General features: G+C 34.7%; 12 protein-coding genes and 1 pseudogene. All 13 read right to left on the bottom strand.

Going from position 1 to position 18,481, the window contains the following annotated elements:
- Positions 1 to 27: 27 nt before the first annotated feature.
- Positions 28 to 1,302 (bottom strand): signal recognition particle-docking protein FtsY, encoded by a 1,275-nt coding sequence (gene ftsY, locus GTO82_RS03625; RefSeq protein ID WP_180873792.1) that lies wholly within the window; start codon positions 1,300 to 1,302, stop codon positions 28 to 30.
- Between the two features lie 2 nt (positions 1,303 to 1,304).
- A complete protein-coding gene (smc, locus tag GTO82_RS03620) occupies positions 1,305 to 4,865 on the bottom strand; it encodes a chromosome segregation protein SMC (RefSeq protein ID WP_180873790.1) in 3,561 nt (1,186 codons plus the stop codon).
- Positions 4,866 to 4,879: 14 nt separating this feature from the next.
- On the bottom strand, positions 4,880 to 5,560 hold the full coding sequence (gene rnc / locus GTO82_RS03615; RefSeq protein ID WP_180873789.1) for a ribonuclease III: 681 nt from the start codon (positions 5,558 to 5,560) through the stop codon (positions 4,880 to 4,882).
- Positions 5,561 to 5,674: 114 nt separating this feature from the next.
- Positions 5,675 to 7,064 (bottom strand): annotated as a pseudogene (locus tag GTO82_RS03610) (IS3 family transposase).
- 87 nt (positions 7,065 to 7,151) lie between these two features.
- A complete protein-coding gene (locus GTO82_RS03605; RefSeq protein ID WP_180873787.1) occupies positions 7,152 to 8,912 on the bottom strand; it encodes an oligopeptide ABC transporter substrate-binding protein in 1,761 nt (586 codons plus the stop codon).
- A 126-nt stretch (positions 8,913 to 9,038) separates the two neighbouring features.
- Positions 9,039 to 10,793: an oligopeptide ABC transporter substrate-binding protein gene (locus GTO82_RS03600; RefSeq protein WP_180873786.1), complete on the bottom strand. Its 1,755-nt coding sequence runs from the start codon at positions 10,791 to 10,793 to the stop codon at positions 9,039 to 9,041.
- Positions 10,794 to 11,085: 292 nt separating this feature from the next.
- Positions 11,086 to 12,000 (bottom strand): ABC transporter permease, encoded by a 915-nt coding sequence (locus GTO82_RS03595; RefSeq protein ID WP_127835637.1) that lies wholly within the window; start codon positions 11,998 to 12,000, stop codon positions 11,086 to 11,088.
- A 16-nt stretch (positions 12,001 to 12,016) separates the two neighbouring features.
- On the bottom strand, positions 12,017 to 12,979 hold the full coding sequence (gene opp4B, locus GTO82_RS03590) for an oligopeptide ABC transporter permease (RefSeq protein ID WP_012845936.1): 963 nt from the start codon (positions 12,977 to 12,979) through the stop codon (positions 12,017 to 12,019).
- Between the two features lie 2 nt (positions 12,980 to 12,981).
- The gene (locus GTO82_RS03585; RefSeq protein WP_180873784.1) at positions 12,982 to 13,950 is read right to left on the bottom strand and encodes an ABC transporter ATP-binding protein; all 969 of its coding nucleotides are present in this window, start codon (positions 13,948 to 13,950) and stop codon (positions 12,982 to 12,984) included.
- 6 nt (positions 13,951 to 13,956) lie between these two features.
- Positions 13,957 to 14,967: an ABC transporter ATP-binding protein gene (locus GTO82_RS03580; protein WP_023599461.1), complete on the bottom strand. Its 1,011-nt coding sequence runs from the start codon at positions 14,965 to 14,967 to the stop codon at positions 13,957 to 13,959.
- A gap of 157 nt (positions 14,968 to 15,124) precedes the next feature.
- The gene (gene acpP, locus GTO82_RS03575; RefSeq protein WP_004895326.1) at positions 15,125 to 15,367 is read right to left on the bottom strand and encodes an acyl carrier protein; all 243 of its coding nucleotides are present in this window, start codon (positions 15,365 to 15,367) and stop codon (positions 15,125 to 15,127) included.
- Between the two features lie 54 nt (positions 15,368 to 15,421).
- Positions 15,422 to 16,423, bottom strand: coding sequence for a phosphate acyltransferase PlsX (gene plsX / locus GTO82_RS03570; protein WP_180873782.1), 1,002 nt, complete (start codon positions 16,421 to 16,423; stop codon positions 15,422 to 15,424).
- Positions 16,424 to 16,434: 11 nt separating this feature from the next.
- Complete coding sequence (gene recG, locus GTO82_RS03565) at positions 16,435 to 18,480, bottom strand: ATP-dependent DNA helicase RecG (RefSeq protein WP_180873781.1); 2,046 nt, start codon at positions 18,478 to 18,480, stop codon at positions 16,435 to 16,437.
- Position 18,481 lies beyond the last annotated feature (1 nt).

The raw sequence follows: 18,481 nt of genomic DNA, 5'->3' as shown, positions 1-18,481 counted from the left end.
ATATATTACTTGTAACTTTGCCTATTATTAGATTAATCCTTGGAAGAGCCCGATTGCAAATTTTTCTGCATCAAAGTTTGCCAAATCATCAACTTTTTCTCCAAGGCCAACTAATTTAACCGGTAAATCCATTTCATTTCTAATTGCTAATACTACTCCACCCTTAGATGAGCCATCAAGCTTAGTTAAAACTAAACCTGTAAGTTTAGTAGTTTTATCAAAGTCTTTTGCTTGTAGTAATGCATTTTGACCTGTTGAGCCATCAAGGACTAAAAGAACCTCATTTGGTTGATCGGGTAAGATCTTCTTTATTGTTCGCTTAATTTTATCAAGCTCGCTCATTAAATTGACCTTATTTTGAAGACGACCTGCTGTATCAACTAATAAGAAATCAATTCCTCTCTCTTTTGCTTTTTTAACACCATCATAAACTACAGAAGCCGGATCAGCTTTTTCAGGACCAGTGATTACTTCAACGCCATCACGTCGACCCCATTCTACCAATTGCTCTACAGCACCGGCTCTAAAAGTATCGGCCGCTACCATCATGACAGACTTGCCCGAGTCTTTAATTCGCTTAGCTAATTTACCAATTGTTGTTGTTTTTCCAGCTCCATTAACGCCAACAAAAAGATAAACATTAGACTTTGCAGAAGGATCATCGGCTAATTTAGAATCTTCACCTTCGCCACCTTTATCATAAATATCAACTAATTTTTCAACTATCACTTGCTTTAAGGCATCATGACTTTTTGCATTTTGAAGCTTGGCTTCATCCCTTAAAGAATCAGTTAATTCTTCAGCAGTTTCAAAACCAACGTCAGATTCAATTAATAAATCTTCAAGATCATCAAAAAAGTTTTCATCGACTGTTCTAAATTTAGCAAAAAATGCATTTAGGCGTGCTCCGAAAGAATGATTGGTTTTTTCTAACCCTTTGTCATATCTTTCCTGTTCATCTTCTGTAGCTCCTTCTTCAGAGCTCTCTTCAGGAGATTCAGTTTCTTCAGTCTCCTCTTCAGCTTTTTCAACTTCATCCTGTTTCTCTTCAAAAGCAGTTCCAGCATCACTCCAACCTGGAGTTTCCTCAACTTCCTCATTTTCTTCTTCATGTTCATCTTCAGAAGGTTCCGACTTAGGCTCTACAACCTCTTTATTTTTTTGAATATCTTCAGCTTCATTGGTTTGTTCAGGCTCTTGAAGTTCTTCATTTGAATTTTCAGTTAGTTCTTTTTTAATTTCTTCTTGTTCTTCATCTTTATGACCAAAGAGCGATTTCTTGATTTTATCAAATAATCCCACTACTAATTCACTTCTTTCTTAATTTCATTTAACGATACAGATAACACTTTTGAAATACCTGATTCTTGCATTACGATTCCATACAAATTATCTGCTTTCTGCATAGTTCCACGACGGTGTGTAATAACAATAAATTGAGTTTTCATATCATAATGATTCAAAAACTGAGCAAAACGAGCAACGTTTGTTTCATCTAAAGCTGCTTCTACCTCGTCTAGAATACAGAATGGTACGGGGTTAACTTGAAGCATTGCAAACAATAAAGTAATTGCAGTTAATGCCCTTTCCCCACCAGAAAGAAGCGTTAACTTCTGGGACTTCTTACCAGGTGGCTGCGCAATAATTTCAATTCCAGTTTCAAGTAAGTTCTTTGGATCAGTTAACTCTAATCTAGCATGACCACCATCAAACATAATTGGAAAAATCTTTGCAAAGCTTCTTTCTATCTGGTGGAAGGTTGCACTAAACCTACTCTTTACCTCATCATCTAGTTTAGACATTGATTCTTCAATATCTTTTCTAGCCTTTAGCAAGTCATTCTGTTGTCCATTTAAGAAATCATAACGCGTTTTAACATCTTCATACTCTTCAATAGAGTTCAAGTTAACCTCACCAATATCTGCTAAAGACATTTTATGTAGATGAACTTCACGTTCCAATTTCTTACGCAAATCTGTTGTATTTTGTCCCTCAGATAATTGCAAAGCTGCTTCAAAAGTTAAGGAATATTCTTCACTTAAAATACCAAGTTTTTGATTAATTTGGGACTTAAGTTCTCCTAGCCTTGCAGAATACTCTTCTTGCTCCGCAGCAGTATTTTTACGCAAATTATAATTTCTTGTAGCAACTTGATCAAGATTATTTATTTGAGCATCAAATTTACCTAAATCTTTATTTATTTCAGCTAAAGCCTCTTGCATTTGTTTTTTCTGCTTACTTAGCTTAGCAACTTGATCTTCAATTTCTGACTCACTTTGTCCATTTTGAGACAATGACAAAGCTTTAATTTTTTCCTCAATATCCTTAAGTCTGGAATTGGTATTTTCAAGCTGTTCTTCCAATTCAGATTTCTTAGTAGTAATATTTTCCAATTTATTCTTTACTACGGCCAAGTCGGAATTTAAGTTACTTAATTCTGCCTGTAATTTTTGATAAGCTTCATCAAAATCGGTCAAATCAGTCTTTAATTGATCCATTTTTGCTCGTTGTGTTTGAGCAACTTCTTCAAGTTCTTTCTTTTTAGCCTGCTCTTTTTCAAGACGACTAGTAAGTTCTGCTTCTTCTTGCTTCTTCTCAAGTTGGGCCTTTTGCTGTAAATCATTTAACTGAGTCAGCCTTTGAACTTCTTTTTCTTCATTTTCATACTTAATAGCTTGCTCACTGATTTTTTGATTTAGGGCAGTTAAATCAGTATTTTTAGCTTCTAGCTCAGTTTGTAACTCGGTTAATTTTTTATCTAGTTCGTTTAGGGCTGTTTGTAGTTTAGTAAATTCTACCTTCCCCGTCTTAATTTGTAATGTTAATTTATCAATCTCAGCATTTGTTGCCAGAGGGGAATTATTTCTTGTATTTCTAGTCCCACCAGTCATACTTCCCCCAGGACTAATAATATCTCCGTCCAGCGTCACAATTCGATAATATCGTCCAATTCTGCGTTGAACACGCAAAGCCGTATCAATAGTATCTACCACTAAAACATTCCCTAAAAGGTAAGAAATAGCATTAGAAATATCAGTCTCAGTTTTTGATGTTACTAAGTCTGCTGCCACACCTTTAAATCCCTCAATACTTTGTAAGGAGTTTAAAGTGGAGGCAGCAATCTCATTATGACGTAATCCATCTAGAGGTAAAAAGGTAGCCCTACCTGTACGAGTTTGCTTCAACAAATTAATGGCATCCCTAGCACTACTTTGGTCAATAGTAACTAAGTCTTGAACGCCACCACCTAAAGCTGTTGACAAAGCGGCTTCTAATTCAGCTGGAAAAGAAATTAACTCCCCAATAACCCCTACAATTCCATGAAAATCACTTTGATGGTTTAAAACATATTTAACCCCATAATAGTATCCTTCATGTCTATTTCTAATTTTCTTTAGGCCTTTTACTTGTGCAGAAAGTTGTTGTAAATCATTTTTAACCTTTAAGTAAGCTTGTTCACTTTGATCCTTAAGCTTACTCTCCTCAGCAATTTTTCTATCAAGAGTCGCAATAGTTTCATTTAGTTGTTTTCTCTTTAAAACAAGGTCTTGCCCTTGTTTTTTTAACTGGGTAAGAACTTTTTGAGCTTCATCTAATTGTTCTTCAACTTCTTGCTGGCGATTATCATTTGATTTTTTACTACGAGTTAGCTCATTTTTTAAATAGACAATCTCGTTATTATTACTCGTTTGATCCTGCAAAGTTTGAATATAATCAGATCGAACTTGCTCTAATTGATTATTTAATTGTTCAGGACCTTGCTTAAGTTCCTGCTTTAAATTCTTTTGTTTCTTTACAAAATTAGCAAGGACTTGATTTTGACTGTTTAGATCTTTCTCATTAGCTGCAAGCTGATCTAACAAACGTTTTCTTCGCTCTTTTAGTTCTTCAGATTGTGCACTGTATTCTTTTTGAGTAGCGACATCATATTCTCGAGATTGTTGATGCATTTGAAGATCAGTAGTCAGAGCTGCAATTTTTTGCGTTAAAGATAATAATTCTTGCTGCTTTTCATCTTTTTCAGCATGGCGCTCATTTGATTGCTTACGTTTTTCTTCTAAATCAGCTTGGGATTGTTTAACCTCGTCATCAAGCTTATTTAAAATCCCTTGATTTACTGCCGCCTTCTTAGCGACCGCCTTCTTCTCTTCATTTAAACTTTCAATCTCCAAGCCCAAAAGTTGTTTTAACTTATGATCAAGCTGTTCTTTTTGAAATTTATATTCTTTTGCTAAAGAACTCTGTTCATGTAAAGGCTCGATTCTACCTTCCAATTCTTTAACCAAATCATTAATTCTAATTAGATTGGCATTAGTTTTGTCTAATTGCTTGAGTGCAATTTCTTTTTGCTGCTTAAAATGAAGGACACCGGCAGCCTCTTCAAAAATTCCTCGACGCTGTTGTGGCTTAGAATTAAGAATTTCATCGACCTTCCCCTGAGAAATTATTCCCAAACTATCAGATGACATCCCTGATTCAATAAACAGTGTCCTAACATCTTTCAATCTTACTGGATGATGATTTAAAAGATAATCACTTTCGCCGTTACGCAAAATCTTTCTCGTTACGACCACTTCATCATTATCAGAAGCAAGTTGGTGATCACGATTATCAAAAACCAACTCAACCTCAGCATGATTCATTGGAGCTCTCATTTGACTACCAGCGAAAATAACATCTTTCATATTTTCACCACGTAAAGACTTGGCAGATCCTTCACCCATTACCCACCGAATTGCTTCAGTAATGTTACTTTTTCCACTACCATTTGGACCAACGATGCCGGTAATACCATTATTAAATCTAATTGTCGTCTTATCAGCAAAAGACTTAAAACCATTTAAAACTAATTGTTGTAGTGGCACAGACTCACCTTTTCTTATTTATTTTTATCTAATGCAGCTTGAGCTGCTTGCTGCTCAGCAGCTTTTTTATTACGTCCTTGTCCCTCTGAAACTTTTTCACCATTTACAAGTAGCTGTACTTTAAAAGATGGCTTTGATTCATCTTCATCTATTACTTGGTATTCAATCTTAACTGGTCCATTTACCTGCAAACGCTCCTGAAGTTCAGTTTTATAATCACGTGAGGCATTAAAATCTCCTTCAGCAATTAATGGATACACTGTTAAATGTAAGAAGTGCTGTACAGCTAGCATTCCTTGATCTAAGAAAAGTGCACCATTAAAAGCTTCAAACACATCTTCAAGAAGTGTCTTACGTTTTCTAGCGCCAGCTTTTTCTTCTCCTTTACCCAAATTAATTTCTTCTGGGAATCCACATTCAATTGCAAATTCAGAAAATCCTTCTGTTCTAACAATGTTAGATCGCATTCTTGTTAATTTCCCTTCATTTAATCTAGGAAAATGACGATACAAATAATCGGATACCGCCAATTCAAGAACAGCATCACCAAGAAACTCTAATTTTTCATAGTCCGTTCTCCCGGGATGCTCATTAGCATAAGAAGAATGCGTAAATGCATCTTCAAGCAATTTTTCGTTATTAAATTTTATTCCGTATTTTTTCTTTAAATTTTGTTTAAAAGCTACTGAAACCATAGTTGCTTCCTTTCTTTAACCCTTTAATTATACCTATTTTAACCTATTAAAAAAAGATAAAGAAAAAGTGTGACCTAATGAAGTGCCATAGAAAAGTTAGACATTTATAAAATTTTAAAGATTTGATAATACACGATTTCTGTATTTTACAGGAGTCGTGTATTTTAATTTGTTTGATCTTCTAACATTGTTAAACCAATAAATATAATCTTTCAGAATTTCCTTCATCTCTTCTAAACTTCCAATCTTAAGTCGATTCAGTTTTTCTCTCTTCATTAGATTAAATATCGTTTCTCCTGGTGCATTATCATGACAATTTCCTTTTAGGGACATGCTTTGGATTATATTCATTTTCTTTAGTCGAGCCTGATAGCCTGGATTCTGATATTGAAAGCCTTGATCTGAATGAAGGATAGGAGCAGCTCCTGGTGGAAGATTATCTGCTAGTTCATCTAGCATATTATAAATAGTTTTCATTTCAGGAGAGTAACTTACTGCACAAGCTAGAATCTCCAAAGAAGCTTTATCTACTACAGGAGAAATATAAACTTTCTTGCCGTTAGTTAGTTTATATTCGGTTACATCGGTATGAAGAACTTTATAGGGGATAGTTTCATCAAAAGTTTGATTTAGGATATTTGGTGCTTTCTTTCCTACATTACCCTTATACGAACTATATTTACCAGTATTTTTATGATAAATTGTTGTTTTTATTCCTAAACTTCTCATTAACTTACGTACTGTTTCTAGAGAAAATTTAAATCCTTCATCTCTTAACGCTCCCCACATAGGACGATAACCATATGTTTCTTGTCCTTCATAGCCATAATAGATTTCTTGAATCTTCTCTTTTACTAAAGCATACTTATCAGCTTGATTAATTCTATTTTTTACATTGTCATAGTAAGTCTTTCTATTTAATTTAAGCACCTTAAATAAGACCTTAAGTTTAATTTGATGGTGTTTTGCCCGAATATCCTGTATTAATTGTGTTTTTTGTTTGTTGGATAACGTGGATATCGGGCAGCCACTTTTTTTAAGACAAGATTTTCCACTCTAAGTCTTTCTAATTCAGCTTCCTGCTTAAGAATTTTTTCTTCATACTTTTGCTTTTCACTAAGTTCTAACTTTTTAGTTGTCTTCTTACTCTTTTTAGGCACTTTCCTAGGCCGACCTTTCTGTTAGCGTATCCTTCTTCATTGAACTTTTTAGCCCAATTGTATACTTGAGAATCACTAATATTAAACTTAGCCGCTACCTTTGAAACTCCAATAGAATGTGTTAAGTAGTAGCGTACCACATTTAGCCTAAAGTCAGAAGAATAAGTAGTTTTAGTATGTTTAACAGATAAGGCAGCTAAACCTTGACACTTAGCCTTATCAACCCACCTACGAATAAGAGTCCAATGAATATTATATTGTTTAGCTAAACCTTTTATTGAATCTTCATGATTTAAATATTTGGAAACAATTTCAATTTTTAATTCAGTCGAATATTTGGTCATAAAAAAATACCTCATAATTATTAGATTTTATGTCTAACAATTATGAGGCACTTCATAATATAAGTCGCACTTTTAAATAATTTTTATTTATTTTGCATAGCCAACGTAGTACCAGTTAGGGAATCCACCACCCATACTCTTAGATGGCTCTAATGAGTATCCAGTTAACTTATTGTTAATTGCGTAAATGCTGTAGCTATTAGCAACTGGCACAACATAAGCTTCCTTATCCATGTATGCTTGCCATTGATGGAATTTCTTAACTCTGTAGCTATTATTAAAGGCTTTTTGAGAATCAATATCGTTCAACAAGTCAGTGTTTTCTTTAGTGACAAATCTACTGTAGTTAAATGGTGCCTTTGCGCCGTATAAGTCTTGAGGTGATGGTTCAGAAGAAAGTGACCATGCACCAATGAACATATCTACGTCTTTAGAATCATTTTGAACCTTATCGTAGAAGGAATTCATTTCCATTAAACGACCACCAGTTAACTTAACATTCAAGCCCATTTTCTTCCATTGTTGAATGTAATTTTGAATGATTGGTTCTTGAACTTTACTACCACTCATGGCAGCTAAACGAATAGTTAAAGGTTTACCATTTGGTTGAACACGGTAAGTTCCCTTCTTCTTATATCCAGCCTTATCTAATAGTTCATTACCCTTTTTAATGTTATAAGTGTATCCCTTAACATTCTTATCAAAGTAATCACCGAATTGCTTTGGAATTAAAGTTGGAATTCTAAATGAAAGACCTGATGAGTATCTCTTATAAACTTGGTCAACATTCATACCATAGGCAATAGCTTGACGAAGAGAACGATTATTCATCTTTGCATCCTTATTCATCACATTTTCGCCCTTGGCTGCATCCCATTTACCCACTTTAAAGCCTAAGTAACTATATGAAAGTGGAATATTAGCAATAAAGTTTACTCCTTTAGCACCCTTAATATTTGGCCATTGAGAATTACTTACTTGCGTTACATCGAATTTATTACTCTTAATTGATTGAGCAACTGAAGCTGGAGTAATTACTGAAGCAGTTATCTTCTTTAAGTGTGGTTTACCTTTATAGTAATGTTCATTTGGAACCCAGGAAACTGATTGTCCACGAACCACTTTACTTACTTTATATGGCCCATAGAACAATGGATTCTTCCGAATCTTATTGCTTGAAATAAGTTTATCAAATGGAACATCTTTTAAGTAATGATATGGAGCTGCTGCTTCCCAAATATATCCATTACCACTTTGCGTCATACCTGGCTTCATTTCTTTAAAGTGGAGCACTACTGTACGACCATTTTCGCCGTCTGGCATTTCAATACCTGAAATAGTATTGGACTTTCCATCATGGTATTCTTCTAATCCTTCAAGATTAGCTAAACTTGAAGTATAACGCTGAGAATGTGTTGCCTTATTTGCAATAATTTCATAGGCGTATTCATAATCTTTTGCAACTAAGGGCTGGCCATCAGACCACTTAACTTTAGGATTAATGGTAATGGTTGCAGTTTTGGCATCTTTATTAATTTTAATGTCTGCTGCTCCACCCTTAACGTATTTATAGGTATTATTTGTAGCAAATAATGATTCATCACCATATTGCATTACTTCTGAGTCTGTATTGTTAGTAGACAATTCATCATTAAAAATACCAGTAAACGGTGTATCAGTAACTACAGCAACGCTGACATTTCCACCATCCTTAATTGTCTTCTTAGGAGTTGACTCCTTGAAATTAGGATGACTAGTATTATTGCTATTACTATTACCACAGGCTGCTAAAGTTAGAGCTACACCTGAAAGCAAAGTTAATGTACCAATTAATTTGCCTTTCTTCATTAATTTTTCCTCCAATAACATTGGACAAGTTGATATATTTAATTTTAGCACTGAAACCGATTAAAACAACTTAAATAAAAAAAGACCGTCACTTAAGACGATCTTTATGAAGAAATTTATCTAATATTATTTTGCAATTCCTACATTGTACCATAAGCTGTTTGCTGCTGAAGGTTTCAATGAATAGCCTGTGATCTTACTATTAACTGCATTTACACTGTAGTTATTAGATACTGGAACGACATACGCTTCATCATCCATATATTTTTGCCATTCATGGAATTTCTTAACACGGTAATTAGTATTAAATGCCTTTTGTGAATCCATTTCTTGAAGTAACTTAGTGTTCTTAGCAGTTACAAAACGACTAAAGTTGTATGGTGCTTTTGCGCTGTACAAGTCATTTGGTGATGGTTCTGAAGATAATGACCATGCACCCATGAACATATCTACGTCTTTAGAATCATTTTGGACCTTGTCATAGAAGGAGTTCATTTCCATCAAACGACCACCAGTTAACTTAACATTCAAGCCTAATTTCTTCCATTGTTGGATATAGTTTTGAATAATTGGTTCTTGAGTAGAGTCACCACTCATAGCTGCAAAATGGATAGTTAAAGGCTTACCATTTGGTTGAACACGGTACTTACCCTTCTTCTTATATCCAGCTTTATCAAGAATTTCATTCCCCTTCTTGATATTGTAATCGTAGCCCTTAACATTTTTATCGAAGTACTTACCAAATTGTGCTGGAATTAAAGTTGGAATATGGAAAGTCAAACCGTTGGTATAACGTTTGTTTACAGCGGAGATATTCATACCATAAGCAATAGCTTGACGTAATGCTTTATTATTCATTTTTGCATTCTTATCCATTACGTTTTCGCCTTTAGCTGCATCCCACTTACCTACCTTAAAACCTAGGTAACGATAAGACAAAGGAATCTTAGCGATCCAGTTAACATTATCAGTATTGGCAACGTTCTTCCATTGAGTATTGATTACACCGGCAATATCATACTTATGACTCTTAATGGCTTGAGAAGCTGAGTTTGGGTTCAAAACTTGAATTGTTACTTTATCTAATTTTGGTGTACCTCTCCAGTAATACTTATTAGGTACAAATGTTACTGCTTGACCACGTACAACCTTACTCATCTTATATGGACCAAAGAATAGTGGCTTCTTTCTTACTTGATCAGATGATTGTAACTTATCAAATGGGATATCCTTCAAATAGTGATATGGAGCTGCAGTTTCCCAGAAGTAGCCGTTACCACTGAACTTCATACCTGGCTTCATTTCTTTGAAGTGAATAACAACGGTTCTTCCATTTTCACCATCCGGCATTTCAATACCAGAAATAGTGTTAGATTTACCATCGTGGTATTCACTCATACCAACAATATTTTGAAGTGAGTCAGTATAACGTGATGACTTAGTTGCCTTGTTAGCAATAATTTCGTAAGAATATTCAACATCCTTAGCAGTTACTTGCTTACCATCTGACCACTTAACACCATTCTTAATTTTAATAGTAGCAGTTTTGTTATCATTATCTAATTTTAATGTAGCTGGTCCTTTGTCATTAATTTGATAAGTATCATCAGTATCAAATAATCCTTCATTAGCAGGTGCCATAGCATCAGAGTCATTCTGAGTATCGGAAAGTTCATTTAAAAAGATACCAGTAAATGGTGTATCAGATTCAAGTGCAACACTTACTGTACCACCCTTTTTAACAGCTTTCTTTGGAGTAGCTGATTTAAAGTTCTTAGTTGGGTTATCTACTTTTGAATTTGAATTGTTACCACATGCTGCTAATGTTAAAGCAACACCAGAAAGTAAAGTTAAACTTCCAAATAGTTTGGCTTTCTTCATAGTTATATTCCTCCATCTATTTGGGACAAGTTGATGATTTAATATTATCATCATCAAACTCATAATACAATGCTTTTACTCAATTATTTTTAATATTTTTTAATTTATATTTGAGTAAATTGCTATAAAGCATTGATAGATTAATATTTGTTCACTATTATTTTTACCATAAAAAACTTATTTTATGCCCATTTATAATATAAATATCTCCTACATTCTTTAACTTTTATGCAAAGACATACAAAAAAGCAACTCAATTATGAGTTGCTTTTTAATGTTTAAATAATCAAATTTAATTTTCACGTTGACGAGCATCCCCAGCTCTTTGAAGAGCACGACCAACGTAGTTAATACTCAAGGAAATGACCAATAACAAGATAGTTGCTGGCATCCATAGCCATGGACGGGTAGTAACATTAACTGGGTCATTAGCAAATCCAATTAAAGTACCAAGGGATGGTGTAGTAGTTGGTAATCCATATCCCAAGAAGGATAAAGTAGTTTCAATACCAATATTTCCGGCGATCATTAATACGACGTCAATTACCAAAGCTGAAGTAATGTTAGGCAAAACTTCACGGAACATAATTGTTAAGTTAGAAGAACCGGAAGTCTTGGAAGCCAAGACATATTCTCGTTCTCTCTGTGACAAAACAAACGCCCGGAAATATCTTGCCGTTGTTGTCCACCCAAACATAGAAATCAATAATACTAAAGTCCAAGCATTGTAGTTAGGAATAACAGTAGTTAAAACAATAATGATTGGGAATTGAGGTAAAATTTGGATGAAATCAACTATACGCATGATAACTGCGTCAGTTACCCCACCAAAGTAACCTGAGAACAAACCAACTAAAAGTCCGACACCTTCACAAAGAACAGTAACAGATAGACCAATCAAAATAGAGTTACGGCCACCCATCATTAGTAACTTCAAGATATCACGGCCACCATCGTCTGTACCAAAGACGTGACCAGATTCACCCCAAGCATAATATGCTTCTGCAATATTAATCTCTGTTACTTGACTCTTATTTAAGAATAAAGAACCAACAAAAGTGAATAATAAGATAGCTACAATAATACAGAATGAAACAAATGCTACCTTATCACGCCAAACCTCACGCACAATGATCTTAAATCCAGATGGTGGTAGAGAGGTTTTAGCATTTTGATCTTTTTTCGATGTATTTTTATCTTTAGCCATAATTTACTGCTCCTCCCTACTTAATCCGAATTCTTGGGTCAATAATACTCATGATAATATCAGATAACAAGTTACCAACTAAAGTTAACACACCAAACAATAAAATCAATGCAGTTAAAGTTGTGTAGTCACGTTGTCCAATAGAATCAAGGAACAATTTACCCATACCAGGATAACTAAATACTGATTCAATAACCATTGAACCGGAAAGTAAACCAGTAATAGTATTACCAAAGAATGCAGCAATTGGTAAAAGTGAGTTTCTTAAAATATGTTTATTAAAGACAACATTTTCAGGTACACCTTTACTACGTGCAGTTCTTACATAATCTTCAACCTTGTTATCAACAATACCAGTTCTTAAGTATTGAACAATAGTTGTAGTAGAGATTAAAGCACAAAGAATTGAAGGCAAAATCAAGTGATAAATTCTACTCCAGAAATAAGCAAGTGTTCCTGGGTTTACATCTGCACTAACGGAACCTGAGATTGGGAACCAACCTAAAGTAAAGCCGAATAGCCAAATACCTAAAATGTAGAAAACAAATGGAGGTACTGCGAATGTAATATAGTTAAAAATTTGTACTCCATGATCTTGCCATTCATCTTGGTGACGACCTGCAGTAACACCTAATGGAATCGCAATTACATAAGTTAAGACAACAGTCATTAAAGACAACCAGAAAGTGTTAACTGCACGATCCCAAATCAAAGAAGTGACTGGAACCTTTTGAATATATGATTGTCCTAAATCACCATGGAACATATTTCCAAGCCAGCGAGTATATTGCACCCAAACTGGATCGTTCAATCCATATTCTTGTCTTAATCTTGCAATTTCCTTAGGGTCTGAATTCGGATTAATCATTCCAGTAAATGGGTCACCAGGCATCATTTTAGCTAAAATAAAGACTAGTAAACTCAAGATAAGTAACTGGGGGATCATAATCAGGATTCGACGTAAAACCGTTTTCCACATATCTATTCTCCCTCCTTCAATTCTTGCTCAATCATATCTTTAGGTAAAGCAACGAAATGACGCTCGCCAACTTTTTGTAGTGGTAATACACGACCATCTTTTTCATACCATTTATCTTGATCTTGCAAAAATTCTTGTTCTACACGTTGACGCTCTTCCTTATGTTTTTCCCTATTTTCAACATCAACAACAGGAATTGCAGAAAGTAGACGCTTTGTATAAATATGCATTGGATTCTTATAAATCTGATCACGTTTACCAATTTCTACAAAACGTCCCCGGTGCATAATAGCAATATCTTCTGACATATGCTTTACAACACCCAAGTCGTGTGAAATGAAGAGGTAGGCAATATTATATTCTTGTTGAATATGTTTCATAAAGTTCAAAACTTGTGCTTGAACAGACAAGTCCAAAGCTGAGGTTGGCTCATCTGCTACGATCAACTTCGGTCTAGTGGCTACAGCACGTGCTACCCCAATTCTTTGACGTTGACCACCAGAGAATTCATGTGGATATTTGTAGATAGCATCACTAGGCATACCAACAATATCTAGTAGTTCTTGAACTCGTTTTCTTTCTTCATCGGTTGTTAAGTTTTCAAAGTTTCTAATAGGTTCAGCAATAATATCTTCAATTCGTTTTCTAGGATTCAAACTCGACATTGAATCCTGGAAAATCATTTGAACATCTTTATTGTAGTTAAGTTTTTTACGATTTGATGCTTTAGTAACATCAACACCTTTATACAAAATTTGTCCGCTAGTTACTTTTTCTACACCAACAATTGCTTTACCAGTAGTTGATTTACCGGAACCTGATTCTCCAATTAGACCGTAGGTTTCTCCTTCTTTAATTGAAAGATTAATTCCATCAACGGCTTTGACATATCCAGTAACTCTATTCCAAAATCCAGAACGAATTGGATAGTGAACTTTTAAATTTTTTATTTCGATTATTTCATCGGCCATAATTTCCTATCCTTTCTTCTCTTCATCTTGGAAATGGAAGCTTTGCCAGCAAGTACATCTTACAAAATGTCCTGGTTCAACTTCATGAATCTTAGGGTTCTCTTCATGAGCACTAGCTGGAATCCAAGGAATTCTAGCTGCAAATCTATCCCCAGTTCTTGGCATGTTAATCAATGAAGGAACTGTTCCATGAATCACATGTAGGTCTTCACTTTCATCATCTGTTTGTGGCATAGAGTGTAAAAGTGAACGTGTATATGGATGAAGAGGATTTTCAAAAATTGTTTTAACATCCGCTTTTTCAACAATTTGTCCTGCATACATAACTGCTACTTGATCAGCAGTTTCAGCAACAACACCTAAGTCGTGTGTAATTAAAACAATTCCTGAATGAGATTCTTTTTGAATTTCTTTAAGTAAATCTAAGATTTGTGCCTGAATAGTAACATCCAAAGCGGTAGTTGGTTCATCAGCAATAATAATTTCTGGCTTACATGCAATTGCGATCGCAATTACGACACGTTGACGTAACCCACCAGATAATTCATGTGGGTACATCTCGTACATTTCTTCTGGACGAGGCATTCCAACTTGATTAAAGAGTTCAATTACGCGTGCATGACGAGCTTTCTCATCCATATCAGTATGATAGTAAAGTGTCTCAGCAACTTGATCTCCAACCTTCATTAATGGATTAAGAGATGCTAATGGATCCTGGAAAATCATCCCAATATTATTACCACGAATTTTATTAAATAATGATTCATTTAAGTTAACTAGGTTCAATTCATTGTATAAAATATCGCCAGTTACTTTCGTATTCTTGTGGTCATACAAACCAATAATGCTTGAAGCAATTGTACTTTTACCACAACCAGATTCTCCAACAACTGCCAAAATCTCATTTCGTTTCAAGGTTAAGTTAATGTCATCAGCGGCATCATAAAACTTACCGTGTAAACGATATGCGGTATGCAAGTGTTCGATATCTAATAAAAGATCACTTTGCTTTTCCAAAGGCCATTCTCCTCTCAAACCTTACGACATTATTAAAAGTCAATTAGATTTTCAATTTAATGTCATTATTATAAACAAAAGATACTGCTATTTCAACAACTTTTATAAAAGTAAATGAAAAATGACAGTATCTTCTGAAATTTCAATGATTAAAATTTTAATTTTGGTGACTCTTAATATATTCTACCGCTTCACCAACAGTTTGTAATTTTTCCGCATCATCATCTGGAATCTCTGCTCCAAATGTATCTTCTAGATCCATTACTAACTCAACGAAATCAATTGAATCTGCATCTAAATCATTCTGAAAATTTAAATCTTTAGTGATCTTATCACGATCAATACTAAAGCGTTCTGAAATCATATCAGCAATTTTATTAAAAATTTCCTCTTCGGTCATTTTTTAACCTCCAAAAAAGTTTAGTTTAATTCTAAGGCATTTTTATATTAAAGTCTAGCGAGATTCACTAAAGTATTTTTTATATTCGCCAACCAAATCTTGACTCAACATCTTATCAATTTGTAATAAAGTGTAATAAATAGGTCGGATATTCGATCTACCGTGCGTCTTCACAACAGGTGCATTTACCCCAAGTAAAACTGCTCCCCCATATCTTGCCGTATCAAATCTTTTCTTTAATGCAGTAAGTCCTGGCTTTGCTAATAAAGCTCCCACCTTAGGACGTAATCCATTATTTAGCAAAGAATCCTTAAGCAGACGTAAAATTACGCTTGCAGTTCCTTCTATTGCCTTCAGAGTGGCATTTCCAGTAAAACCATCTGTTACAATCACATCGGCTTTACCCTCCATTAAATCATTTCCTTCAGCATTACCAATAAAATTAAGATCAGTTGCTTTAAGAAGCTTATAAGCTTCTTGGTGAAGGGGATCTCCTTTATCATCTTCTGCACCATTATTTAATAAAGCTACCGTTGGATTTTTAATATTTCTAATTTTTTGAGCATAAAAATTAGCCATTTGTGCCCATTGTACTAAATATTCAGGCTTACTTTGTGCATTTGCGCCAACATCAATAATATTAAAGCCCTCCTCGCTTTTAGCACTAGGAAGAGTTGGCATTAAAGCTGGACGCTCTACACCTTTAATTCGGCCAATAATAAAAATCCCGCAAGCTAAGAGCGCACCCGTATTTCCGAGTGAAAATAAGGCGTCTGCTTTTCCTGCCTTTACATAGTTCGCAGCAACAACCATTGAAGAATCTTTCTTACGTCTAATTGCTTTTACCGGCTCGTCACTATCAACAATAACTTCACTCGTTGCAATAACGTCAATTCTATCTTTTTGCTCAGTGGGAATTAGTTTATTAATCTTTTCTTCATCCCCAAATAAAACAAATTTTGTATCTTTTAATTTCGGCTTTGCTTTTAATACGGCATCAACAATAGCCTTAGGAGCATTTTCTCCTCCCATGGCATCAATTGCAATTATTTTCATATTCACTCCGGTTATTTATAATTATTATTCAAATCTTTCTTATATTTTAGCACTTCTTGTAAAAATTTGTTTTCTGGACTAGTCAAATCTGGATCAGACTTAATTAGGTTACGAGCTTCTTTTTGAGCTGTAACTAAGGCATTATAGTCATTTACTACATCCCCAACTTGAAACTGAGGTAAACCAGATTGAGCCTTTCCAAAAACATCTCCTTCACCACGTAGCTTTAAATCTTCTTCTGCTAATTTAAAACCATTACTAGTAGAGGTAATAATGTTCATTCGTTTCTTACCAATTTCTGTTTTAGGATCACTCACAAACACACAAAAACTTTGTGTCTGCCCGCGGCCAATTCTTCCTCGTAGCTGATGCAACTGACTTAATCCAAAGCGATCAGCATTAAAGATCATCATCATATTTGCATTCGGAACATCGACACCAACTTCAATTACACTTGTAGTAACTAAAATATTAATCTTACCTGCAGCAAAGCTATCCATAATTTCATTTTTCTGATCGCCTTTCATCTGGCCATGAAGCAAAACAACATTTTCGTCTTTAAAATAATGAGCAATTTTTGCTTGTAAATCCTCAGCGTTTTTTAAGTCACTTTTCTCTGATTCACTAATTAAAGGAGTTACAACATATATTTGAAAACCCTTATCTAACTGTGAACGCATCAAATCAAGAACCTCTCTCAATTTGCTAGAAGTTGCCCATGACGAAACTACTGGCTTTCTTCCTTTTGGTAAGTGCCTAATTTCAGAAACAGCCATATCTCCGTATACGGTTAAGGCTAATGTACGAGGAATTGGGGTGGCTGTCATTGCTAGGATATCAGGTGCGTCACCTTTTTTAATCAACGTATTTCTTTGGTTTACTCCAAATCTGTGTTGCTCATCAATTATAACGAGGCCTAGATTTTTAAAATGAACATCTTTTCGGATTAATGCATGGGTCCCAATCACAACATTGATTGTTCCATCAGCTAATTCACGATAAATTTCTTTCTTTTCTAAATCCTTAGTGTCTCCCGTCAATAAGACAACTCGAACACCCAAAGGCTTCAGCAATTCATCTATTTTAGCAAAATGCTGCTGAGCTAAAATTTCTGTTGGCACCATTAATGCAGCTTGATAGCCCGCAGTAACAGCGGCATAAATTGCAAAAACTGCTACTACGGTTTTACCACTACCCACGTCTCCCTGCAGTAGTCTTCGCATTTGTCTTTTAGAATGAAGATCCGCAAATATTTCATTTACAACTTTTTTTTGATCGTCAGATAACTCAAAAGGAATTTCTTCAATTAATTCCTTAACAGCAGCTAAATCATATTTCTTTTCTACTCCAGGTGCATCTTCATTTCTTTGGGAAAGAAGTTGAGCAAGTTGCATTTGAAAAAGGAAGAACTCTCTAAAAATAGCACTTCGCCGTGCTATCTTCGCCTCATTTCCATTTTTGGGATGATGCATTTTTTCTACCAAAACACGATCAGACAGCAAGCGATATTTTTCTCTTATAGAAACTGGGATTGTTTCTCCAACTTCATTTATAGCTTTCTCTAAAGCAAGATCAATTAACTTTTGCAGCTTATTTTGCTTCAAATGACGATTGACAGAATAAATAGGAGCAAAAACCGAATCTCTCTTTTCAGCTACTAATTTAAAGCCACTTAATGACTGCCGCGCTACTTGATACTTGCCATATACTGCAACTTCCTTACCTGATTCCACTTTATCCTTTAACCAGGGCTGATTAAAAAAATTGACCATGATAATGTCATGATCAATTTTCATTTTAAAGCTGAGCCTTGTTTTTCGATAACCAAATCGGCTAACAAATGGATCTGTTACCACCATTCCCTTTAATAAGACTTTCTGCCCATCTTCAATTTGATCAAGAGGAATTGTCTCTAAATCATCATATCTAAAAGGAAAATAAAATAGTAAATCATAAATTGTATTAATGCCAAGACTGGCCAAAGCTGTAGCTGTCTTTGCTCCTACACCCTTTAACTCAGTTACTGGTTCAAATAACTTACTCTGCTTATTATTCATA

The organism is Lactobacillus johnsonii, from assembly GCF_013487865.1.
Classification (GTDB): domain Bacteria; phylum Bacillota; class Bacilli; order Lactobacillales; family Lactobacillaceae; genus Lactobacillus; species Lactobacillus johnsonii_A.
The sequence above is the reverse complement of the archived record's forward strand: the minus strand, read 5'-3'. Positions and strand labels throughout refer to the sequence as shown.

Bases quoted from the DNA above. Each gene is read 5' to 3' on its own strand.
- rnc (WP_180873789.1), bottom strand. From the start codon at position 5,560: ATGGTTTCAGTAGCTTTTAAACAAAATTTAAAGAAAAAATACGGAATA.
- GTO82_RS03605 (WP_180873787.1), bottom strand. From the start codon at position 8,912: ATGAAGAAAGGCAAATTAATTGGTACATTAACTTTGCTTTCAGGTGTA.
- GTO82_RS03600 (WP_180873786.1), bottom strand. From the start codon at position 10,793: ATGAAGAAAGCCAAACTATTTGGAAGTTTAACTTTACTTTCTGGTGTT.
- GTO82_RS03595 (WP_127835637.1), bottom strand. From the start codon at position 12,000: ATGGCTAAAGATAAAAATACATCGAAAAAAGATCAAAATGCTAAAACC.
- opp4B (WP_012845936.1), bottom strand. From the start codon at position 12,979: ATGTGGAAAACGGTTTTACGTCGAATCCTGATTATGATCCCCCAGTTA.
- GTO82_RS03585 (WP_180873784.1), bottom strand. From the start codon at position 13,950: ATGGCCGATGAAATAATCGAAATAAAAAATTTAAAAGTTCACTATCCA.
- acpP (WP_004895326.1), bottom strand. From the start codon at position 15,367: ATGACCGAAGAGGAAATTTTTAATAAAATTGCTGATATGATTTCAGAA.
- plsX (WP_180873782.1), bottom strand. From the start codon at position 16,423: ATGAAAATAATTGCAATTGATGCCATGGGAGGAGAAAATGCTCCTAAG.
- recG (WP_180873781.1), bottom strand. From the start codon at position 18,480: ATGAATAATAAGCAGAGTAAGTTATTTGAACCAGTAACTGAGTTAAAG.